Here is a 21,279-nt window from a genome sequence, read left to right as displayed (position 1 = left end):
ATTGTGTCGCCGGACTTTCCTAGTTAGTAGAGGCGGGCCTCGCTAGGGAGAGCGCCGGAAACGCAAAGCCAGCCGGGGGTTATCACGGACCGCGCGCCATGCAAACTTTGAAAATAGGAACACGCGGCAGCCCGCTGGCGCTCGCCCAGGCGCATGAGACGCAGGCGCGGCTGATGGAAGCGCATGGCATGCCGGCGGAAGCCTTCGAGGTCGTCGTCATTTCGACCAGCGGCGACCGCATCCAGGACCGGCCGCTGTCGGAAGCCGGCGGCAAGGGGCTGTTCACCAAGGAAATCGAAGAGGCGCTGCTGGCCGGCACGATCGATATCGCCGTGCATTCCTCCAAGGACATGCCGACAGTGCTGCCGGTCGGGCTGGAGCTGTCCGCCTTCCTGCCGCGCGAGGATGCGCGGGACGCCTTCATCGGCAAGGCGGTGGAGCGCATTGTTGATTTGCCGCAAGGCGCCAAGGTCGGGTCGTCTTCGCTCAGGCGTCAGGCGCTGATCCGGCGCATGCGGCCGGACCTAGACGTGGTCATGTTCCGCGGCAATGTGCAGACCAGGCTGCGCAAGCTGGAGGAAGGCGTCGCCGAAGGCACGATCCTCGCTTATGCCGGGCTGAAGCGGCTCGGGCTCGGCCATGTCGTCACCGATCTGATGCCGCTCGATGCTTTTCCGCCGGCGCCGGGACAAGGCGCAATCGGCATCGAAACCCGCATCGGCGACAGCGAGGTCGAAAAGATGCTGGTGGCCATCCATGATGTGCCGACAGGCCAGGCGCTGGCCTGTGAGCGCGCCTTCCTGGCGGCGCTCGATGGCTCCTGCCGCACGCCGATCGCCGGCTATGCGACGATATCGGGCGGCAGGCTGGTTTTCGCCGGGCTGATCATTTCGCCCGATGGCACGCAATCGCATGAGGTCAAGGCCGAAGGCTTGGCGCTGGATGCCGCTGACATCGGCACGGACGCGGCCAGGATGGTGCGGGTCAAAGCGGGCGAAACCTTCTTCGACGGCTGGGTCTGATATGCGTGTCCTGGTGACGCGGCCGCAACCTGGGGCGTCGCGAACCATGCGGCGGCTGCAGGAATTGGGATTTGAGCCGCTCCTTCTGCCGCTGACCGAAACGGTGACACTGCGGGTTGGCGCCGATGCTGCGAGCGACAATGCCGTGGCCGTCGCTGTGACCAGCGCAAATGCGGTGCGGCATGCGCCGAAAGAACTCATTCGTGCGCTCGCCGCCTTGCCTTGCCATGCCGTCGGACGCAGGACGGCTGAAGCGGCACGTTCGACAGGGTTCTTGTCGGTCAGCGAAGGGGCGGGCGACGCCGAGCGGCTGGCCGAGGCGATTGCTGCCGGCCTTTCCGGCAAGGCGGTCGTCTATCTCACAGGGCGCGTGCGGTTTCCGGCATTCGAGGCGCGGCTGCGAAAGGCCGGCGTCGAGGTCCGCACCGTCGAAACCTACGACACGATTTCGCTCGATTATTCCGATGCTGAAATCCGTACACGCCTGTCCGATCAGGCGGTCGACGCGGTGCTGCTCTATTCAGCCAAGGCGGCGGCAGCGTTGCAGGCCTTGGCCAGCCGGGCGGAACTGCGCGATCTCTTTGAAAACATGCAGGCTTTTGGGCTCTCCGAGCGCGTGGCAGCGGCGTTTGACAATGCCGCCGGCAAAAAAATACGCATTGCGCGGGAACCGCAGGAGGAGGCGCTGCTTGAGCTGTTGCACCGCGGCGACTGAGCGCCGTGTCATCACGCCGCCCCTTTTCACCTGATGATGATGTGCTAGACCATTTTTCAAACCATCACGCGCCGTCGGGCGCCCAGACGAAGCGGGATTGCGGAGCCCAGGCATGGTCAAGACGCCGAAGATGCGACATTCGAAAAGCCACCGCGAGCCGGTGACCATCGAACTCGAACCCGGCGCTGTCTCGCGCATTGCCGATGCGGATGCCGCCAAGACGGATGTCGCCAACTCGGACGACGTCGAGGCCCCGGCAGGGTCGGTTGCAGCCGAGGATGCCGCTGCCATGGCCAATGCGCAGCCGGAGACGCCTGACGAGCCCGTTCATGCCGATCAGGCCGATCTCGAGCCGTGGGAGCACTCCGATGCCGCGGCGCAGGCCGCTCCCGAAAGCGCCGATGCCAAGGCGTCCACCCAGGCGGAGCAGCCTTACCCCACCGCTTCGGATGCGCCACCGCGCGCCAGAACCTCCGACTACAGTTTCGAGGATGCCTCGCCCAAGCCGGGTGCACCCAAGGAAACCCCAAGGACAGCCGGGAACCAGCCCATGGCCGCGCAACCGAAGCGCACGAACGGCATTGCCGCCGGCATCATCGGCGGTGTCATCGCGCTGGCTGCCGCCGGCGGGCTGCAGTTTGTCGGCGTGCTTGGCGCTCCGGGCTCAGGGGCGGGCACGGTCTCGCTCGACGGCGTCAATGGCGAGATCGCTTCGCTGAAGCGCGAAATCGCCGACCTCAGGGAAGCCAGCGGCAATGGCGCCGCAACGGCCAAGGTCGACGGGCTGTCTTCGGCGCTGGATCAGGTCAAGGCCGATGTCGCATCGCTGAAATCGGCGGTCGAAAAGGGCGGCGCCGGCGACAATGCCGGGCTTGCCGCGGTTGGCGACAAGGTCAAGCAGATCGAGACCGCGGTCGCCGCCCTTGGCCAGGCCGGTGGTGCAGCGCCCGTCGATCTCGCGCCGCTCAATGAAAGACTGGCGGGCCTCGACGCACTGGTGAAATCGGCCGGCGAGGCAGCCAAGGCGCAGGAAGGCAAGATCGCCGCGCTGGAGCAGTCGGTGATGCAGCTCGCCGGCAAGGTCGATGCGCAGGCCTCGCAGCCAAAGATCGCGATGGCCATCGCCGCTTCGGCCTTGAAGGCGGCGCTTGACCGCGGCGCGCCGTTCGCCGCCGAGTTGGAGACCTTCGCGGCGATCTCGCCCGATGCACCGCAGATTGCAGCGCTGCGCCCCTACGCTGAAAAGGGCGTCCCGACCCGCACCGAGATCGCCGGCGAGGCCGACGCCGCGGCCAATGCGATGGTCGCGGCGGCGACGCCGGTCGATGAAAATGCCGGCTTCTTCCAGAACCTTTTGTCGAGCGCCGAATCGCTGGTCAAGGTCCGGCCGATCGGCGCCGTCGAAGGCGCCGGCGCGCCGGAAACCGTGGCGCGCATCGAAGTGGCGGTCAATCAGGGCGACTACGCCAAGGCGCTCAGCCAATACGCAACGCTGCCGGATCCAGTCAAGGCTGCCGGCGCCGACTTTGCCGGCAAACTGAAGGCGCGCATCGACGTCGAGACGCAGGTCGACGCGCTGATTGCAGGTGCGATGAAGGCATGAGGACGACACGATGATCCGCATTCTCATCTTTCTCGCCGCCGTTTTCGCGCTCGGTCTCGGCTTTGCCTGGCTGGCCGATCGTCCCGGCGAGATGGTTGTCACCTTCAACGGTTATCAATACCAGGTCAGCCTGATGGTGGCGGCGGTGGCGATCGTTGCCGTCGTCGCAGCGGTGATGATCGTCTGGTGGCTGATCAAGTCGCTGTGGAACAGCCCGTACACGATCTCGCGCTATTTCCGCGTCCGCCGCCGCGACCGCGGCTACCAGGCGCTGTCGACCGGCATGATCGCAGCCGGCGCCGGCGATGGCGCGCTGGCCCGCAAGAAGTCCAAGGAAGCCGCCAAACTGATCCGCTCCGACCAGGAGCCGCTGATCCAGCTGCTCGAAGCGCAAGCCTCGCTGCTCGAAGGCGACCATGAGGGCGCGCGCGAAAAATTCGAGGCCATGCTCGACGACCCCGAAATGCGGCTGCTCGGCCTGCGCGGGCTCTATCTCGAAGCCGAACGGCTCGGCGACCGCAACGCCGCGCGTCACTATGCCGGGCGCGCCGCTTCCGTCGCACCGCAACTGGCTTGGGCCGCCGAATCGACGCTGGAAGATCTGACCGGGCGCGGCGACTGGGACGGCGCGCTGAAGCTGGTGGAGGCGCAGAAGTCGACCAGGCAGATCGAACGCGACGCCGCCAATCGCCGCCGCGCTGTGCTGTTGACCGCCAAGGCGCAGGCGCTGACCGACAGCGACCCCAATGCAGCCAAGGCAGCGGCACTCGAGGCAAACAAGCTCGCGCCCGATTTCGCGCCGGCCGCGGTTGCAGCCGCCAATCTTCTGTTCAAACAGAACGATGTGCGCAAAGGCTCGAAGATCCTTGAGGCAGCCTGGAAGGCGGAGCCGCATCCCGAGATCGCCGAGCTCTACACCCATGCAAGGCCGGGAGATGCCGTGGTCGATCGTCTCAACCGGGCGAAGAAGCTGCAGGAGCTGAAGCGCAACAATGCCGAATCGTCGATGACGGTGGCGCGCGCCGCGCTCGATGCGCAGGATTTTTCCACCGCCCGCCGCGAGGCGGAAGCGGCGATCCGCATGGATCGCCGGGAAGGCGCTTACCTGCTGCTGGCCGATATCGAGGAGGCAGAGACCGGCGACCAGGGCAAGATCAGGCAATTGCTGTCCAAGGCGGTCAGGGCGCCGCGCGATCCGGCCTGGGTCGCCGACGGCGTCGTCTCCGAACGCTGGGCGCCGGTATCGCCGGTCAGCGGCGAGCTCGATGCTTTCGCCTGGCGCGCGCCGATGGAGCGGCTGGGCCAGCTCATCGACAGCCATGAAGACGAAGCCGATGTGCCGGTGCTTGCGGCACCTGCCAAACCGGCAAAGGAAGCCGAAGTGATCGATCATCCCGCCATCGCTAGGACGATCAGCGAGGCGCCGATCGAGCCGAAGCCTGCTGTGGGCGACGACCAGGTCACACCGGTCACTTCCGCCGCTTTCGCCGCAATACCGCCCGATGCCGAACCCGTCGAACCTGCCGAGGAACTGGCCCGGCTGCCCGACGACCCTGGCGTCGACCCCGACGACGAAGCGGAGAAGTCACCGCGCCGCTTCCGCCTGTTTTGATCCCTGAAGCATGATCCCAAAAAGTGGATAGCGGTTTTTGGAAAAGATCATGCTCCAATAAAGTGAAGTGAGCACCATGTTCGAACGCGTCCTGGCCTTTCTGAAAGACCTGCCCTCCGGGGCTGGGGCTCGCGCGAATGCGGACGATCCGCGCGTTGCGGCGTCGGCTTTGCTCTATCATGTGATGAATGCCGACGGCGTGCGCCAGGATGTCGAGTGGGAGCGGTTCAAGCAGGTGCTGGCGCAGAGCTATTCGATCAGCGGCGACGAACTCGATGCGCTGGCTGCCGCCGGCGAGCGCGCCGACAATGAGGAGATCGACCTCTATGCCTTCACTAGCGTCTTGAAGCGCCATCTCGACGCCGAGGCGCGCAAGGCTTTCATCGGCCTGATGTGGGAAATCGTCTATGCCGACGGCGAACTGCACGAGTTGGAGGACAACACCGTCTGGCGCGTCGCCGAACTGATCGGCGTCGAGCGCCAAGACCGCGTCGAGGCGCGCCGCAAGGCGGCGGCCGCCGCGCCCGGCGCCAGCGGAACGTCGAGCGACGAATAGGATTCCGCCTTTCCATGCCGCCCAGACCGAGCTCGAAACCAAAAATCCTGATCGTGCTGCATCAGGAGACTTCGAGCCCCGGCCGGGTTGGCCACATGCTGCTCGAGGAAGGTTTCGACCTCGACATCCGCCGGCCGCCTCTCGGCGACAGCCTGCCGGAGACGCTGGAGGGACACGCCGGCGCCGTGGTGTTTGGCGGGCCGATGAGCGCCAATGACGAAGATGAGTTCGTCCGCCGCGAGACCAACTGGCTCAATGTTCCGCTAAAGGAGAACCGGCCCTTCCTCGGCATCTGCCTTGGCGCGCAGATGCTTGCCAATCATCTCGGCGGCAAGGTCGAGGGGCATGGCGAGGGGCTGGTCGAGATCGGCTGGTATCCGCTGAAGCCGACGGAAGCCGGCAAAAAACTGCTGCCCTGGCCCGACATGGTTTACCAGTTTCACCGGGAAGGCTTTTCGCTGCCCAGGGATGCGACGCTGCTGGCGACGGCGGAAACCTACCCCAACCAGGCTTTTCGCTATGGCGACAATGCCTGGGGCATCCAGTTTCATGGCGAACTGACCCGGTTGATGATGCAGCGCTGGGTGGTGCGCGGCGCACACCGTTTCGAATTGCCCGGCGCGCAGCCCGGCCGCGACCATCTCGGCGGCCGGCTGATCTGGGATATGCACCTCAAGCGCTGGCTGAGCGAGTTTTTGAGCCTGATCTTCGGCAAGCCTACTGAGGGATAGAGCAAATCCAACTACTCTGAACGGCCGAGCTTGCCCAAAGACGACTTACCTATGGGAGGCGTGTACGATGGATCCGGGACCATAGCCCGTTCCCGCAGATTTGGATTGCGCCCCAAACACTCCGATGGATCGAAAAACTCCGTGGCGCATTTAAGCTTCGGCTAATAACGGCCCCAGGAGAGAACTAATGAAGAAGACGCTGCTCATTTTGAGCCTACTCATTCCGCTCGCGGCATGCTCCCGCACCGAACAAGGCGCTGCCGTCGGTGGTTTGGGTGGCGCAGCTGTAGGCGCAGCAGTGGCCGGCGACCCGGTAAAAGGGGCGGTTGTTGGCGGGGCGGTCGGAGCGCTGGCCGGGGCGGTCATCGGGCACGCCAGCGAAGCCGGCCAGTGCAGATATCGCGGTCGGAACGGTCGAGTTTACGTTGCTCAGTGCCCGGACGGCTACTGATCTCAAAGGCGCGTGATCTCTTTCGATCACGCGCCTGCTCGGGGTAGGATAACTGAATGGCATATAACAGCAAAAGACTGCGGGCTTTCTGGTTCGCCGTTGTCAGCGCTGTCGCGATAAACGCCGAACTTTCGACCGCGGCCTTGGCCGCACCTGTAGAAGCGAAGACGATTGCCGATCACTTCTCATCGGTAAAGCCCATGTCCGGGGACTTTGTCCAGTCGGGCCCAAGAGCGGAAAGGACCAAAGGGAAATTTTTCCTCCAGCGGCCGGGCAAGATCCGCTTCAACTATGCAGGCCAATCAGGGGTCAGCGTAATTGCAGATGGAAAATCCTTGGTGGTCTATAACAAGAAGCTCAAGACATCGCGGCTCTATGCTCTCTCGAAGACGCCGCTCAAGCTGCTCCTCGACAATCAGGTCAACTTTTCCGGCAATCGCCTCAAAAGTATTAGGGACGATGGCGCCCAGGTGATCATCAGGCTGGCCGACAAGTCGGCCTTCGGCAATTCGAATATCACTATGGTGTTTGACAGGGAATCGCTCGATCTACGCAGATGGACCCTGACTGACGAGAGGGGCCTTACCTCGACAGTCACCATATCCAACGTGAAGCAGGGCGTTCGCGCTCCTGCGGGCACCTTCACTATCGACTATGCTGCAAACCGTGAATTCAACACCAAAACGAAATAGTCGGCAGCGCCACGAACTGCCCGTGTAACACTACTCGGCGGCCGTCTCGGACGGCACCTCTGCCGGTGCCGAAAACTCGGCCTCGGCATGCGGCTTGCGCCGTGAGAACAGCGACCTGAGCGTGACGTAGAACACCGGCGTCAGGAACAGGCCGACGAAAGTGACGCCCAGCATGCCGGAGAACACCGCGGTGCCGAGCGACTGCCGCATTTCCGCGCCCGGGCCCGTCGCGATCATCAGTGGCACGACGCCGAGGATGAACGAGAAGGCGGTCATCAGGATCGGCCGCAGCCTGAGCCGGCAGGCTTCGACGGCAGCCTCGGCCGCCGACAAGCCGCGTTCCTGGGCCTGCCGCGCGAATTCGACGATGAGGATCGCGTTCTTGGCGGCAAGTCCGATCAGCACGATGAGGCCGATCTGCACGAGGATGTTGTTGTCCAGCCCTCGGAACCACACGCCGAGCAACGCTGCGAGCACGCCGAGCGGCACCACCAGCACGATGGCGAACGGCAGCACCCAGCTTTCATATTGCGCCGCCAGCGCCAGGAACACGAACAGCACCGACAGTCCGAAGATATAGACAGCGGCATTGCCGGTGTTACGCTCCTGATAGGCGAGTTCGGTCCATTCGTAGGAGGTACCGGCCGGCAACGTCTGTGCCGTGATCGCTTCCATCTTGGCAAGCGCATCGCCGGTGGAAACGCCGGGCGCGGCGTTGCCCTGCAGCGGCACCGAGACATACATGTTGTAGCGCTGGACCAGCGCCGGGCCGGTGACGTCGCGGATCTCGATCAACGTGCCGAGCGGAACCAGCGCGCCGGTCGCCGAGCGCACCTTCAGTTTCAAGATGTCGGCGCGATCGAGGCGGAACGCCTGGTCGGCCTGCGCGCGCACCTGGTAGACGCGCCCGAAAGCGTTGAAGTCGTTGACGTAGGCGGTACCCAGATTGATCGACAGCGTCTCGAAGATGTTGGGGATCGGCACGTTCAGGATGCGCGCCTTGTCGCGATCGATCGCCAGGAAGAATTGCGGGCTGGACGCGGAGAAAGTGGTGAACACGCCGGTCAGCCCCGCCGTCTTGTTGGCCTTGCCGGCAATTTCATAGGCAAGCGCCAGGATCTGCCGCATGTCGGCGCTGTTGCGCTCCTGGATCTGCAGCTTGAAGCCGCCGGCATTGCCGACGCCGCGGATCGGCGGCGGCGGCAGTGCGATAATGAAGGCTTCCTTGATGCTTTGCAGGCTGCCGAACAGATTGCCGATGACCTGGGTCGCCGACTGGCCGGCTTCCAGTCGCTCGTCAAACGGCTTGAACCTGGCGAAGATCACGCCCGCGTTGCTGGCATTGGTAAAGGTGGCACCGGAGAAGCCGGCGAAGGCGACCGCGTAGTCGACGCCCGGCGTTTTCTGGATGATCTGCGACGCCTGCTGGATGACCGCATCGGTCCGCGATAGCGAGGCGCCGTCCGGCAACTGGACGACGACGATCGCATAGCCCTGGTCGAGCGACGGAATGAAACCGCGCGGCACCGTCTGAACCATATAGACCGTGGCGTAGATGAGGGCCGCGAAAACGGCCAGCGTGGCGGCGATCGCTATCCGCGAGCCGACCAACACGCGCACGATGCTTGAATACCAATGGGCGACCTTGTCGAAGCCGCGATTGAAGCCGTCGGCGAGCGCCCGTCCGAACCGCGCCAGGAAAAAGCGCGGCGGCGCCGCAGCAGTGTGGTGCGGCTTGAACAGCAGCGCGGCCAAGGCCGGCGAGAGCGTCAGCGAATTGAATGCCGAGATCGCCGTCGACACCGCGATGGTGATCGCAAACTGCAGGTAGAACTGCCCGGAAATGCCGGGAATGAAGGCTGTCGGCACGAACACGGCTATCAGCACCAGCGAGATCGCGATGACCGCCGTTCCGACTTCGTCCATGGTCAGATGCGACGCCGGATTGGGCGCCAGCCCGCTGGCGATATTTCGCTCGACGTTCTCGACCACGACGATCGCATCGTCGACGACGATGCCGATGGCCAGCACGAGGCCGAACAGCGTCAGCATGTTGAGGGAGAAGCCGGCGGCGTAAAGCACCGCCAGCGTGCCGATCAGCGACACGGGGATCGCCACGATCGGCACGATCGCCATGCGCCACGATTGCAGGAAGACGATGATGACGATGATGACCAGAACCATCGCCTCGAGGATCGTCTTGTAGACCTCCTGGATCGACTCGGCGACGAACTCGGTCGGATTGTAGACGATGTCGTAGCTCAATCCCTTCGGGAAGTCCTGGGAAAGCTCCTTCATCTTGTCCTGGATCTCCGCGGCTGCGGCGAGCGCATTGGTGCCTGGCCGCTGGAAGATGGCGAGCGCCACCGCCGGTTTGCCGTTGAGATAGGAGTTGGTGACGTAATCCTTGGCGCCGAGCTCGATGCGCGCCACGTCCTGCAGCTGGATCAGGCGGCCGTCTTCGGCCGATTTGACGATCACGTATCGGAAGTCCCGTGCGTCGTTGAAGCGGCCTTGCGTGGTGACCGTGTACTGGAACGCCGTGCCGGTATTGGTCGGCGGCGCGCCGATGGAGCCGCCCGACACCTGGACGTTCTGGTCGCGCAGCGCCTGCACCACATCGCCCGAGGTCATCCCCAGGGCGGACAGTTTTTCCGGATCGAGCCAGATGCGCAGCGAATATTCGCGTTCGCCAAAGATGATGAGGTCGCCAACGCCGTCCAACCTGAGCAATATGTCGCGCACCCGCGAGCGGGCGTAGTTCGAGACGTAGAGCTGGTCGTAGGTATTGTCGGGCGACAGCATGTGCACGACCATCATCAGGTCGGGCGAGCTCTTGATGGTGGTGATGCCGAGGCGGCGGACTTCTTCGGGCAGGCGCGGCTCGGCGACCGAGACGCGGTTCTGTACCAGCACCTGCGCCTGGTCGAGATCGGTGCCTAGCTTGAAGGTGATGGTCAGCGCCATCGCTCCGTCGCCGGACGAATAGGACGACATGTAAAGCATGCCCTCGACGCCGTTGATCTCCTGCTCGATCGGCGTTGCCACCGTCGCTGCGACCGTCTCGGCGTCGGCGCCCGGGTACTGGGCGCGAACGACGATGGTCGGCGGCGCGATCTCGGGATATTGCGCGATCGGCAGCTGGGTATAAGCAATCCCGCCGAGGATCAGGAGGACGATCGAAACCACCGATGCGAAGATCGGACGGTCGACGAAGAAATGGGCGAACCTCATTGCTGCAACCCGGCGGTCTCGACCTTGGGCGGCAACGTCACCATCTCGACTTTCACCTTGGTGCCGGGCCTGGCGTGCATCAGCCCGTTGACGATGATCGTCTCGTCGCCGGTCAGGCCCGCGCGGATCACCCGGTAGCCGTCGAGAAGCGGGCCGGTGCGCACGGGCTTCGCCGACACCATCCCGGCCTCATCCACCAGGTACACGATGCGGCGATCCTGATCGGCGCCGACCGCCTCGTCGGGCACCAGAACGCCGCTATGCGGCAGCGACCCCGGCACGTTGATGCGCCCGAACATGCCTGGCTGGAGAACGCCGTCGGCATTGGCAAACCTTGCACGCACCCGCATGGTGCCGGTCGCTTTGTCGATCCGGTTCTCGGCAAAATCGAGCTTGCCCTTGAATACCGCCTCCGCGCGGTCGGCGACGCGAACCACCACCTCGAGCCCGCCGGCGCCTTCCTGCATGCTGCCGCCGCGCTCCTTCGCGTCGCGGGCGTAGCTGAAATACAGGCGCTCATCGACGTCGAAATAGAAGTCGATCGGATCGCGCGTTACGATGGTCGTCAGCAAGGTGGAATCCGGCTGCACGAGGTTGCCGACCGACACCAGCCGGCGGTCGATGCGGCCGGACAAGGGCGCCTTGATCTCGGTGAACTCCAGGTTCAGGTTGGCCGTCGTCAGCGCAGCCGTCGCGCCTTGCATCTGCGCCTGCGCCGAAAGGTATTCCCGCCGGCGGTCGTCGACCGTCGCGGCCGAGATATTGCCGGTCTTGGCGAGCTCATCGGCGCGATCCAGCTGCATCTTGGAGAATTCGAGCAGGGACTTGGCGACGTCCACTTGCGACTTGGCGGCATCGTAGGCCGCCTGGTACGGACGCTGGTCGATGGTGAAGAGCAGGTCGCCCTTGTTGACCAGTGCGCCGTCCTGGAAGCTGATCTTGTCCAGATAGCCGCTGACGCGCGAACGGATGGCGACCTCGTCGACGGCTTCGAAGCGCCCGACGAACTCGTCGTCTTCGACGATTTCACGTACCACCGGCTTGGCCGCCGTCACCACCGGCAGTTGCTGGTCCTGCGCAAACGCGTTGCTGCTGAAAGCCATGCCGAGCAGGAATGCCACTGGGACGGCTGCGCGGGCCAGCCAGCCGGCCGATCGGCTGGGTCGCCCGCTTGCGTCGCGATGCGATTGCCGATTCCCTGAAGTGTCCATTTGCGTCCCCGCTCGCTGGACCCGGAGGTCGGGTGGTTCTCTTCTATATTTAAGGTTTCTCGTCGAGACCAGAGCACTGCAGTATTGTGCATGGCAACATGATCATTTTCCATATGGGTTGAAATGTCCACCCTGTGGCTGCCCCGCCATCTGGCTAGTTCGCCCAGAACCGGCCCATCCGCTTCCGACCCATCTCAGCCGTCATCGGCGCAAGCTGATTTGGACCGGATCCAGCGGCTTACTCGATCAGTTGCGGCTGTCGAGATGCCGCACCCCTCGCAGTTGCGGAAACAGCACCGCCCACAGTCCGGCGACGGCAATCGCACCGACGCCGCCGATCACCACCGCCGGCACGGTGCCGATCAGCGCCGCCATGGTGCCGGCGCGGAACTCGCCGACTTCGTTGGAGGCGCCGACGAAGACCTGGTTGACGGCGTTGACGCGGCCGCGCACCTCGTCGGGTGTCCACAGCTGGATCAGCGTCTCCCTGATATAGACGCTGAACATGTCAGTGGCGCCGAGGCCGGCAAGGGCCAGGATCGACAGCCAGGTGATGGTCGAGACGCCGAACAGCACGGTGAAGGCGCCGAACCCGGCGACGAAGCCGAGCATGATCTTGCCGGCACTGTCGCGCAGGGGATGCCCGGCAAGCCAGACCGCGACACAGATGGCGCCGATGCCGGGCGCCGAGCGCAGCAGGCCGAGGCCCCACGGGCCGAGCTCCAGAATATCGCGGGCATAGACCGGCAGCAGCGCCGAGGCGCCGGACAAAAGCACGGCAAAGAGGTCGAGCGAGATGGCGCCGAGCACAATCTTCTCGCTCCAAATATAACGGAAGCCGGCAAACAGCGTCTCCATCGTCGGCTTGTCGGTGGCGCTCTGCTGGGCCGGTTTCGGAATGGTGAAGATCAGCAGACCGGCCACCAGCATCAGCACGGAGGCAACGGCGTAAGCGGCTTCGGCCGAGACGCCATAGAGCAGGCCGCCGGCGACCGGGCCGACAATGGTCGCCGTTTGCCAGGCGGACGAGTTCCAGGCGATCGCATTGCCGAAATCTTCCGGCGGAACAAGGTTGGCGAACAGCGACGACGAGGCCGGCCCATAAAAAGCGCGCGCCAGGCCGAACATAGCCAGCACGATGAAGATCGGCAGCGGGCTGACGAGACCGCGCAGCGTGAAGTACAACAGGACAAGCGCACAACCTGCCTCGACTACCGTCGCCAGCGCCATGATCAGGCGGCGGCCGAAACGGTCGGCGACAACGCCGGTGACCAGCACCAGCAGCAGCGACGGCAGGAACTGGACGATGCCGACAATGCCGAGATCGAAGGGATCGCGCGTCAGATCATAGATCTGCCAGCCGACGGCGACGGACACGATCATGGTGGCGAAGGTGGTCAGGAAACGCGCCGCCCAATAGCTCAGGAAGGAGCGATGGCGGAAGGCGGCGTAACGCCGGTCAGGCGGTGTATGGGAATGGGATGTCATGGATACAGGCCCCGTTGCTTGCATTGGCCGGCGGGGCACTTCCCGGAAATGGGCGCTGTTCCGGCCAATGAAACTTATCAAAGTTCGGGGCGCGTATGCGTGAAAATCGGGCCTGGATCAAGCGGTTTTCCAGCCGCTCGCCCGATTGCACGCGGACGTTACTGCCTCAGCGCGGCAGTGATGGCGTCGAGGCCGCCCTGTAATTCCGCCTCTTTCGGCCAGCCGAAACCGACGCGGAAGAAGCGCTTGGGCATATCGAACCAGTGGCCGGGACCGACATAGGTGCCGTGGTTTTCCAAGAGATTGACGTAGAAACGGTCGAGGTCGAAGTCTGGACTGACATTGAGCCTTGGAAATCCGACGACGCCGCCTTGTGGCCGCACCCAGTCGACCAGCGGCTCGCGGTCGATCCAGTCTTGCACAATGTCGCGGCGTTTCGCCATCTCGGGCAGCAGCGCGCCCAAGAAAGCGTCGCGGCGCCCCAGCATGCCGCGCGCAATGCCTTCGTCGATGACGCTGCCGCAAATGCCGATCTGCTCCTTGGCGGCGAGGAAGCGCTCCTGCAGTTCGGCATCGCTGGTGATCAGCCAGCCAATGCGGATGCCGGGAATGCCGAAGGCTTTCGACAGCGACGAGACGCTGATCGCCTTGGGGCTGAGAGAAGCCGCCGCCGGCAGGCGCTGTCCATAGGAGAGGTCGCGATAGGTCTCGTCGACCAGCAGATGGCAGCCGCTCGCTTCAGCCAGCGCAATCAGCGCGTCGAGATCGGCCCGGCCCATCATCGTGCCGGTCGGGTTGTGCGGGCAGGTGACGCTGATCAGCTTGGTGTTCGGTTGCATGCTGGCGGCGACGCGGCCGAAATCGATGGCAAAGCCTGCGTCGAAATCGAGATCGACATAGGAGATGGCGCAGCCGATCGCCTTGGGGGTCTCGATGTTGGTGGCGTAGTTCGGCCGGACGACGACAAGGTGGTCGCGCTCCGACAGAAGCGAGGTCGAAATGATGAAGAGCGCGCCCGCCGCACCGGCGGTCACAAGAACATCGTCAGGCGAAATGCCGGAATCCTGCGCCGCGATCAGCGCCCGCAACTCCTTGTCGCCGCGATGCTCGCCGTAGAACAGCGTGAGATCCGGCAGCGACAGGCCGACGTCGGAGAGTTTCTGATCGGCGATCGAGCTTTCGGAGAGATTGAACCGAATGCGATCGTAGCCGTATTCCTCCGGCGCCTCTTTCTCGATCACCATTCTGGCGTAGTTCATGGCTGCTCCCCCAAAGTCCTGACACTCAGAGGTACAAGCCATAAAAGCACGAAGCCTGCCAAGGCTCATTCGCCGGCAGGCTTCTGTTCCAGTCGTCCAAACGATTGGCTCAGGGCCGAGGCGCTGATCCCACTCAGGCCGGAACTTTGGCCTTCCGGCCCTTGGCTTTCGCCGGCGCGGCAACTGCGGCCTTGCGGCCGAGGCCGATCGACTTGGCCAGCTCGGAGCGCGACGCCGCGTAGTTGGGGGCAACCATCGGATAGTCGGCCGGCAGGGCCCATTTGGTACGATAGGCTTCCGGCGTCAGGTTGAAATGGACGCCGAGATGGCGCTTCAGCGATTTGAATTTTTTGCCGTCCTCGAGGCAGATGATGTAATCCGGCGTCACCGACCGCTTGGGATTGACGGCCGGGATCTGCGGCGCCGCCACTGGGGCCGGCGGCTGGCTGAGCCCGCCGATCGACGCCGCAACGCTGGCGATGAGATCGCTCAGGCCGGCAACGGGCAAGCGGTTCTTCTCGACGTAAGCGGACACGATATGGGCGGTAAGCTCGAGCAGGTCGATGTCCTTGTCAGAGTCGTTGCTGTCGTCGGCCAATTTATCTCTCCGTCGCTAGGGGGGTGGCGGAAACTCCCAGAGTGGTCCCAGCGGAGCCGGAAATCCGCTCTAGTCATTTGTCTTGCCGCATATGTGCGGTTGCGCCAGATGATTCCATCCGGTGCCACCGATCTAATCGCCAAATCTGCGTAACGCAATGACTTCGTATCGCGCCACACGTCATTTTGAACAACTATACTGAATTTTAATACTATCAGACGATCAGCGCCTTGTCGCGCCATAGTCGAAAACCGCCCTCGAAAGCGCGCGTATTGTCGCCGCGCCTGGATGTGGCGGGCAATTCATCCAGTCTGTCGACATTGCCGCCGCCGATGACGACATAATCCGGCTGCAGCGCCGCACGCAGCCGCCCCACGACGTCGAAAACGTATTTGCGCCATTTTTTCTTGCCGTATTTCTCCAGGCCGCGCTCGCCGACATAATCTTCGAAACTGCCGCCCTTGCGGTACGGCAGATGCGCCAGTTCCATCGGCTGGCCGACATTGTTGAGGATCATCGCCGCGCCCAGGCCGGTGCCGAGGCCGAGGAACAGCATGCGCCCGCCATCGTAGCTGCCGATCGCCTGCAGCAGCGCGTCGTTGACGACCTTGACCGGCTTGCCGAAGGCGGCAGCAAAATCGTAGCCGTCCCAGCCCTTGCCGAGATTGGCGGGATCGAGCGAAGGCCTGTTGTGCCTGACCGGGCCGGGATAGCCCATCGAGATCAGGTCATAGGCCAGCCCTTCGGCCAGCGTCTTCACCGTGGCGACCATCTGCTGCGGCGTCAGGTCCGGTCCGGAATCGGCGCGGCGCATCTCGCCGCCTGCGCTGGTGAGGATTTTCACATGCGAGCCGCCGACATCGATCGTCAGCACGATCGGTTCGGCCTTGGCCTTCGCGGGCCTGGCTGCCTTGGCCATGTCGTTTCCTCCGCTCACTTGGCGCATTCCCGCGTTTCAGGGAAACGGGGGAATGCTCCAACTCTTTGTTTTTACCCAATTTCGGACGGAAAGACCGCTCGCACTTTTCCTGGAATTGCTCAACTCGGATTGATCCAGCCGTTGGGCGGCCCGAAGCTGGCCATGGCGTCGGCAGGCCCCCAGGTCTTCGGCTCATACATATGCGGCGGCGTGGTGTCGCCCAGCACCGGGCCGACGATGCGCCAGGCAAGCTCGCTGGCATCCTGGCGGGTGAACAATTGGCCATTGCCGTTCATGGCATCGCCGATCAGCCGCTCATAGGGCGGCATGTCGCCCTTCGAATCGTCCAGCGCGGTGAGCTCGACCTGCTCGCCGACCATGTCGTCGCCGGGCGCCTTGCGCTGCGCGCCGATCGAGATCGCCACCTGCGGGTCGATGCGGAAGCGCACGTAATTTGCGTCGCTGGGCTTGATCGGATCGAAGACGTCGAGCGGCGGCCGCTTCAGCCGCACGATCACTTCGGTCACATGCACCGGCATGTTCTTGCCGGTGCGGATGAAGAACGGCACGTCCTGCCAGCGCCAGGTGTCGACCATGAAGCGCACGGCAGCAAAGGTTTCGACCGGCGAGTTCGGCTTCACGCCGGGTTCAGCGAGGTAGCCGGTGAACTGGCCGCGCACGACGTCGTCCTTGGTCAGCGTGCGGATGGCGCGCAGCACCTGCACCTTCTCGTCGATCAGATCGTCGGCCGAGCGGCCGACCGGCGGTTCCATGGCGAGCAGCAAAAGGATGTTGAGCAGATGGTTCTCGATCACATCGCGGATAGCGCCGACATCGTCATAGAATTTGCCACGGCCTTCGACGCCGAAGTCCTCGGCCATGGTGATCTGTACGCTTTCGACGAAGTTGCGGTTCCAGATCGGCTCGAGAAAGGAATTGGCAAAGCGGAAATAGAGCAGGTTCTGGATCGCCTCCTTGCCGAGATAGTGGTCGATGCGGAAGATCGACTGCTCTTCGAACACCAGATGCAGCACGCGGTTCAGCCAGCGCGCCGATTGGAGATCGTGGCCGAACGGCTTTTCCACCATCAGCCGCGCGCCATGCGCGGTACCGGATTGCTCCAGCCCCTGGACAACGGTCTCGAACATGGTCGGCGGCACCGCCATATAGTGCAGCGGCCGCTGCGCCGAGCCGAGCGCCGTCTTCAGCTTCTCGAAGGTCGCGCCGTCGCGGTAGTCGCCGCTGACATAGCGCAGCAGACTGGCGAATTTGGCGAAGATCTTTTCGTCGATCTTGCCGAGAGCGTTGACGATGCCGTCGCGGGCCCGCGCCTGCAATTGGTTGATGTCCCAGGCATCGAAGGCGACGCCGATCACCGGCTCGGTCAGCGTCCCCTTGGCTACCATCTGGTAGAGGGCCGGAAATATCTTCTTGTGGGCAAGGTCGCCGGTTGCTCCGAAGAGCACCAGCGTGTCGGACCGTTCCGGGCTCATCTTGCGCGTCTCCCCTGCGGCCTTCACTTGCCGGCCTTCGGCTTTTCGACATGGCCGCCAAAGGCATAGCGCATGGCCGACAGCAGCTTGTCGGCGAATTCGGATTCGCCCTGCGAGGAGAAGCGGTCGAACAAAGCCGAGGACAGAACCGGCGCCGGCACGCCGGTGTCGATCGCCGCCTTCAGCGTCCAGCGGCCTTCACCGGAATCGGAGACGCGGCCGCCGAACTGGGCCAATGCCGGGTCGCTCTTCAGAGCGCCGGCGGTGAGGTCGAGCAGCCAGGAGCCGATCACACTGCCATGGCGCCAGACCTCGGCCACCTGCGGCAGGTCGATGTCGAACTGATAGTATTGCGGGTTTTCCAAAGGGCTGGTCTCGGCGTCGGCAGTGCGCTGTCTTTTGCCGGCATTGGCCGATTTCAGGATGTTCATGCCTTCGGCGTAGGCGGCCATGACGCCATATTCGATGCCGTTGTGGATCATCTTGACGAAATGGCCGGCGCCGCTCGGTCCGCAATGCAGGTAGCCAAAGGGTGCGGTCCCGCCCGCCTTGTCGGGCGTGGCGCCGGCATCGGCGCCGGGCGCCAGCGTGGCGAAGATCGGATCGAGGTGTTTGACCGCCGTATCGGGGCCGCCGATCATCAGGCAGTAGCCGCGCTCCAAGCCCCAAACGCCGCCGCTGGTGCCGACATCGACATAGTGCAGGCCCTTGGCCGCAAGCTCGGCCGCCTGGTCGACAGCGTCGTGATAATAGGAATTGCCGCCGTCGATAATGATGTCGCCGGGCTCCATCAATGCTGCCACCTGGTCGGCGATCTTGCCGGTGATCGCCGCCGGCAGCATCAGCCAGGCGCTGCGCGGCTTGGAAAGCTTGCCGACGAACTCCTCCATCGATGCGGCGCCGATGGCGCCATCGGCAACCAGGGCGGCAACGCTTGCCGGGTTGATGTCGTAGACGACGCATTGATGGCCGTCGCGCATCAGGCGGCGCACCATGTTGGCGCCCATCCTGCCCAGTCCCATCATTCCGATCTGCATGGTGTTGTCCTAGTCGCTTGAGGAAAGAAATTGCTGGCGAGTTAGTTCTCAATGCCGACGGTGAAGTCGACATTCTCCCAACGGTCGCCGTCGGGCCAGAAAAAAGTGAAGACGATCGTATTACCTCGCGGAATATCGGTCACCGGCAGATCCGCCATATGGACGCCAAAGACATTCACGGACGTGTTGATTTCATGGCTGGTCTGCCACTGGTCGCCGCTCCAGCGGATCAGTGCCGGCTGCAGCAGTTCAACCCGCAGCGTCTTGCCGGCTTCCATGGTGCGCAGCCTGTTGTTGAAGCGCCATATCCTCAGCGGCGAGCCGGTCTTGTCCCTGACATAGCGCTTGACGCCTTGCGGCGGCATGTCGAAGACGGCGCCGTCGCGGAGCGAGCGCAACAGCTTGATGTGTTCCGAATGCGCCCAGACCAGCGGCATGGCGCTGCCCGACGGCTTGCCCAGCCACAATTCGCGCTCCGGTATGTCGGCGCCGTCCCAGACCTGTTCCGGCAGCAGACCGCCCACCCCAGCCGAAGCCTCGAATGTGTCGAGCAGGCTTGCCGCCTTGTCCTTGCGGCCGGCGGCCAGCTCGTAGTGAGCGCGTTCGCCGGCCAGCAACGGCCAGGGTCGGCCCTGGCCGTTGCCGTCGAAGGGGGCGCCGTCGGCGTGTTCGCCATAACCGTCGCTGGTGTAGCGGTACCATAGAGGCCCTTGCGGCAGGTCGCAGCGCAGTTGCGCGTCGATGATCTTGACCGTGCCGACGATGCGCGGATCGTCCGCGGCCCTGAGGCCGAAGCGGACCAGCGCCAGCGCGTCCGGGCTGACAATCGCTTCGGCCGGCTTGTCGGTATCGCCCGGCGGACGGTTCTTGATCGGTACGAAGCCGTCCTTCGGCGATGCGGCGCCTGAAGCGTCGGCCGGCGCGATGCGGATGTAGTACCCGTCGACGCCAGCCTCGTGGCACTCCGGTGTGCCGCTGACATAGGTCCAGCGCTCGATCTGGTCGTTCCAGCAATCCGCGACCTCGCGCAAATAGTTAGCCGGCTCGGGTTTGCCGTTGACGTCGAACAGATCGGCGGCGCCAAGCAGTGCCGATATTTCGACGGCGAGCGTGAATGGGCTGTAGCCCGCGTCCTCTTCCCAGCGGTCCTGCCCGGTGACGGGGCCATTGCGCACGATATAGGACGCTGCTTTCTCGACCATCGGCATGAAGGCGGCGAGCTTTGCGCGCGGCAGGTGGCCGGCGCGGTGCAGCGCATCGGCAAGCAGCAGCGGGAAGGCGCATTCGTCCATCTGGATGCCCGGCCAATAGAGCGAGCCGTCGAGCCACACATTTTGTGGCCAGTGGCCGTCCGGCTGCTGGATGGAACGGAGATAGGCGAGGATCTCAAGCGCCTGCGCCGGATCGCCGGCGGCGAGGAAGCCGCCCGCAGTTTCGACGAGGTCGCGCGGCCAGACCAGATGATATCCGCCAAGGTCGTCGTCGCCCTTGCTGAACCCCCAGGGGATCGACAGGCTGGCGACGGCCGCACCGGGCCTCGCCAGCGACAGGTGTGTCGCCAGCACCGCTGTGCTGACGCGGTAGGTGTTGAGGCCGGATGCATCATGGTGGTCGAGCGCCGTCAGGCCTGCCTGCCATTTCCGCCATTTCGCGACATAGACCTTTGCCGCCGGCTCAAACCCGCGTTTCAGGCTGGCGGCGGCGTTTTCGGCCGCTTCATCCGGCGTTGCCCCAAACCCAAGCGCAAGCAAGGCTTTGCTGTTGCGTAAGGAAAAGCCGATCTCGCCGGTCAGCGCGACATTGCCGTCCTCCGCCCTTTGGCAGGCCGGATTGAGCCGGCCGGCGCGGCTGAGTTGCTGCCAGCCGTCGGAAAAGCCTGCATAGCCGGCCGAGCAATCACCCCAGGGCAGCGAGGATGCAAGCGCCAGGCAGGTGCCGCGCCCGGACGCGAACAGCATCGGCCTCCCCTTGTGCTCGCCGATCCAGGCGGTGTTGCCCATGCCGGCATTGACCAGATGCGGCGCCAGCAGGGCGTAGACGCGGTAGTCCGTGGCCACGCCCTCGAGTGCCGTGAAGCTGGTTTCCTGCAGCAAGGCCGGGCGCGCCGGATCCGCCAGGATGCGCTTTTCGATCTGGTAACGCGCCGTCGCGTTGATCAGCCGGTAGGCGGGCACGCCGTCCTCGAACGGCTCGATGGCATGTGTGGCGTCACGCTTCTCCTCGGAAAACCAGCCGCCGGGACCGGTGACCAGCAGTCCCATGTCGCGCGTGCAGGCGCTGTCGAGGCCGGGATAGTAGACTTCATTGACGATGCCATGGCTGAGCGTGAACCAGACGCGGCTCGCCGTCGAAAGCGCGGCACCTACGCCGCTCTTGGCGCTTGACGTCCAGCGCGCCGGAATTCCGGGCGCGCCCATTCTTTTGGGTGCACTGGGGGGAAGGGTCGGCGGCGTCGCTGCCATGCATGGTCTCCTGGGCCCTTCCCTAGACCAGCAGGCGAAGGCTTTTCAATCATCGCACCTGAAGTTGATCGCCAAAGCGTAACCGATCGCAGTTGACAAGCGAGCTCATCTGCATTTGTCTGACAATAGATAAAAAACAGGCAGCCAACGCCAAAACCATCAGCAACAGTCGGCGGGGCCGACAATCCATGGGAGG

General features: G+C 64.1%; 17 protein-coding genes. 8 read left to right on the top strand and 9 right to left on the bottom strand.

The features are described from left to right. Window positions 1-98: 98 nt before the first annotated feature. From hemC to NKK52_RS23810, 8 genes are all read left to right on the top strand, one after another. Window positions 99-1,022: a hydroxymethylbilane synthase gene (gene hemC / locus NKK52_RS23845; protein WP_023683914.1), complete on the top strand. Its 924-nt coding sequence runs from the start codon at window positions 99-101 to the stop codon at window positions 1,020-1,022. A gap of 1 nt (window position 1,023) precedes the next feature. Then, complete coding sequence (locus NKK52_RS23840; RefSeq protein ID WP_023715871.1) at window positions 1,024-1,737, top strand: uroporphyrinogen-III synthase; 714 nt, start codon at window positions 1,024-1,026, stop codon at window positions 1,735-1,737. A 112-nt stretch (window positions 1,738-1,849) separates the two neighbouring features. Next, window positions 1,850-3,340 (top strand): COG4223 family protein, encoded by a 1,491-nt coding sequence (locus NKK52_RS23835; RefSeq protein ID WP_023683916.1) that lies wholly within the window; start codon window positions 1,850-1,852, stop codon window positions 3,338-3,340. Between the two features lie 10 nt (window positions 3,341-3,350). Further along, entirely contained in the window at window positions 3,351-4,952 is a 1,602-nt protein-coding gene (locus tag NKK52_RS23830) for a heme biosynthesis protein HemY (protein WP_023683917.1), read from the top strand. A 76-nt stretch (window positions 4,953-5,028) separates the two neighbouring features. Continuing rightward, a complete protein-coding gene (locus NKK52_RS23825; protein WP_023715872.1) occupies window positions 5,029-5,508 on the top strand; it encodes a tellurite resistance TerB family protein in 480 nt (159 codons plus the stop codon). 14 nt (window positions 5,509-5,522) lie between these two features. Further along, on the top strand, window positions 5,523-6,239 hold the full coding sequence (locus NKK52_RS23820) for a glutamine amidotransferase (protein WP_023834670.1): 717 nt from the start codon (window positions 5,523-5,525) through the stop codon (window positions 6,237-6,239). 187 nt (window positions 6,240-6,426) lie between these two features. Then, entirely contained in the window at window positions 6,427-6,690 is a 264-nt protein-coding gene (locus NKK52_RS23815; protein ID WP_023670477.1) for a YMGG-like glycine zipper-containing protein, read from the top strand. Between the two features lie 56 nt (window positions 6,691-6,746). Further along, on the top strand, window positions 6,747-7,382 hold the full coding sequence (locus tag NKK52_RS23810) for a LolA family protein (protein ID WP_023683921.1): 636 nt from the start codon (window positions 6,747-6,749) through the stop codon (window positions 7,380-7,382). Window positions 7,383-7,412: 30 nt separating this feature from the next. On the opposite strand, the gene NKK52_RS23805 is transcribed toward NKK52_RS23810, so the two are convergent. The 9 genes from NKK52_RS23805 to NKK52_RS23765 all read right to left on the bottom strand — a co-directional run bounded on the left by NKK52_RS23805 (window position 7,413) and on the right by NKK52_RS23765 (window position 21,083). Then, a complete protein-coding gene (locus NKK52_RS23805; protein WP_023683922.1) occupies window positions 7,413-10,616 on the bottom strand; it encodes an efflux RND transporter permease subunit in 3,204 nt (1,067 codons plus the stop codon). Then, window positions 10,613-11,719 (bottom strand): efflux RND transporter periplasmic adaptor subunit, encoded by a 1,107-nt coding sequence (locus NKK52_RS23800; protein ID WP_023683923.1) that lies wholly within the window; start codon window positions 11,717-11,719, stop codon window positions 10,613-10,615. Before NKK52_RS23800 ends, NKK52_RS23805 begins: the two co-directional genes overlap by 4 nt. Window positions 11,720-12,073: 354 nt before the next feature. Further along, the gene (locus NKK52_RS23795) at window positions 12,074-13,315 is read right to left on the bottom strand and encodes an MFS transporter (RefSeq protein WP_023683924.1); all 1,242 of its coding nucleotides are present in this window, start codon (window positions 13,313-13,315) and stop codon (window positions 12,074-12,076) included. Between the two features lie 158 nt (window positions 13,316-13,473). Further along, complete coding sequence (locus tag NKK52_RS23790) at window positions 13,474-14,574, bottom strand: pyridoxal phosphate-dependent aminotransferase (RefSeq protein WP_023687742.1); 1,101 nt, start codon at window positions 14,572-14,574, stop codon at window positions 13,474-13,476. 133 nt (window positions 14,575-14,707) lie between these two features. Continuing rightward, window positions 14,708-15,172: a Ros/MucR family transcriptional regulator gene (locus NKK52_RS23785; RefSeq protein ID WP_023670470.1), complete on the bottom strand. Its 465-nt coding sequence runs from the start codon at window positions 15,170-15,172 to the stop codon at window positions 14,708-14,710. 214 nt (window positions 15,173-15,386) lie between these two features. After that, on the bottom strand, window positions 15,387-16,091 hold the full coding sequence (locus NKK52_RS23780) for an ROK family protein (protein WP_023670469.1): 705 nt from the start codon (window positions 16,089-16,091) through the stop codon (window positions 15,387-15,389). A 119-nt stretch (window positions 16,092-16,210) separates the two neighbouring features. Further along, window positions 16,211-17,584 carry a glucose-6-phosphate dehydrogenase gene (gene zwf, locus NKK52_RS23775; RefSeq protein ID WP_023687745.1) on the bottom strand — a complete coding sequence of 458 codons (1,374 nt, stop codon included), beginning with the start codon at window positions 17,582-17,584 and terminating at the stop codon, window positions 16,211-16,213. A 23-nt stretch (window positions 17,585-17,607) separates the two neighbouring features. Further along, window positions 17,608-18,621, bottom strand: a complete 1,014-nt coding sequence (gnd, locus tag NKK52_RS23770; protein ID WP_023683928.1) for a phosphogluconate dehydrogenase (NAD(+)-dependent, decarboxylating) — start codon at window positions 18,619-18,621, stop codon at window positions 17,608-17,610. Between the two features lie 41 nt (window positions 18,622-18,662). Further along, window positions 18,663-21,083: a glucan 1,4-alpha-glucosidase gene (locus NKK52_RS23765; RefSeq protein ID WP_031204116.1), complete on the bottom strand. Its 2,421-nt coding sequence runs from the start codon at window positions 21,081-21,083 to the stop codon at window positions 18,663-18,665. Between the last annotated feature and the right edge of the window lie 196 nt (window positions 21,084-21,279).

This window comes from Mesorhizobium sp. C277A (genome assembly GCF_040324395.1).
Taxonomy (GTDB): domain Bacteria; phylum Pseudomonadota; class Alphaproteobacteria; order Rhizobiales; family Rhizobiaceae; genus Mesorhizobium.
This window is presented reverse-complemented; position numbering and strand designations above follow the sequence as displayed.

What these genes read in the sequence shown, in the direction of transcription:
- hemC (WP_023683914.1), top strand. Translation starts at nt 99, where the DNA reads ATGCAAACTTTGAAAATAGGAACACGCGGCAGCCCGCTGGCGCTCGCC.
- NKK52_RS23840 (WP_023715871.1), top strand. Translation starts at nt 1,024, where the DNA reads ATGCGTGTCCTGGTGACGCGGCCGCAACCTGGGGCGTCGCGAACCATG.
- NKK52_RS23835 (WP_023683916.1), top strand. Translation starts at nt 1,850, where the DNA reads ATGGTCAAGACGCCGAAGATGCGACATTCGAAAAGCCACCGCGAGCCG.
- NKK52_RS23830 (WP_023683917.1), top strand. Translation starts at nt 3,351, where the DNA reads ATGATCCGCATTCTCATCTTTCTCGCCGCCGTTTTCGCGCTCGGTCTC.
- NKK52_RS23825 (WP_023715872.1), top strand. Translation starts at nt 5,029, where the DNA reads ATGTTCGAACGCGTCCTGGCCTTTCTGAAAGACCTGCCCTCCGGGGCT.
- NKK52_RS23820 (WP_023834670.1), top strand. Translation starts at nt 5,523, where the DNA reads ATGCCGCCCAGACCGAGCTCGAAACCAAAAATCCTGATCGTGCTGCAT.
- NKK52_RS23815 (WP_023670477.1), top strand. Translation starts at nt 6,427, where the DNA reads ATGAAGAAGACGCTGCTCATTTTGAGCCTACTCATTCCGCTCGCGGCA.
- NKK52_RS23810 (WP_023683921.1), top strand. Translation starts at nt 6,747, where the DNA reads ATGGCATATAACAGCAAAAGACTGCGGGCTTTCTGGTTCGCCGTTGTC.
- NKK52_RS23805 (WP_023683922.1), bottom strand. Translation starts at nt 10,616, where the DNA reads ATGAGGTTCGCCCATTTCTTCGTCGACCGTCCGATCTTCGCATCGGTG.
- NKK52_RS23800 (WP_023683923.1), bottom strand. Translation starts at nt 11,719, where the DNA reads ATGGCTTTCAGCAGCAACGCGTTTGCGCAGGACCAGCAACTGCCGGTG.
- NKK52_RS23795 (WP_023683924.1), bottom strand. Translation starts at nt 13,315, where the DNA reads ATGACATCCCATTCCCATACACCGCCTGACCGGCGTTACGCCGCCTTC.
- NKK52_RS23790 (WP_023687742.1), bottom strand. Translation starts at nt 14,574, where the DNA reads ATGAACTACGCCAGAATGGTGATCGAGAAAGAGGCGCCGGAGGAATAC.
- NKK52_RS23780 (WP_023670469.1), bottom strand. Translation starts at nt 16,091, where the DNA reads ATGGCCAAGGCAGCCAGGCCCGCGAAGGCCAAGGCCGAACCGATCGTG.
- zwf (WP_023687745.1), bottom strand. Translation starts at nt 17,584, where the DNA reads ATGAGCCCGGAACGGTCCGACACGCTGGTGCTCTTCGGAGCAACCGGC.
- gnd (WP_023683928.1), bottom strand. Translation starts at nt 18,621, where the DNA reads ATGCAGATCGGAATGATGGGACTGGGCAGGATGGGCGCCAACATGGTG.
- NKK52_RS23765 (WP_031204116.1), bottom strand. Translation starts at nt 21,083, where the DNA reads ATGGCAGCGACGCCGCCGACCCTTCCCCCCAGTGCACCCAAAAGAATG.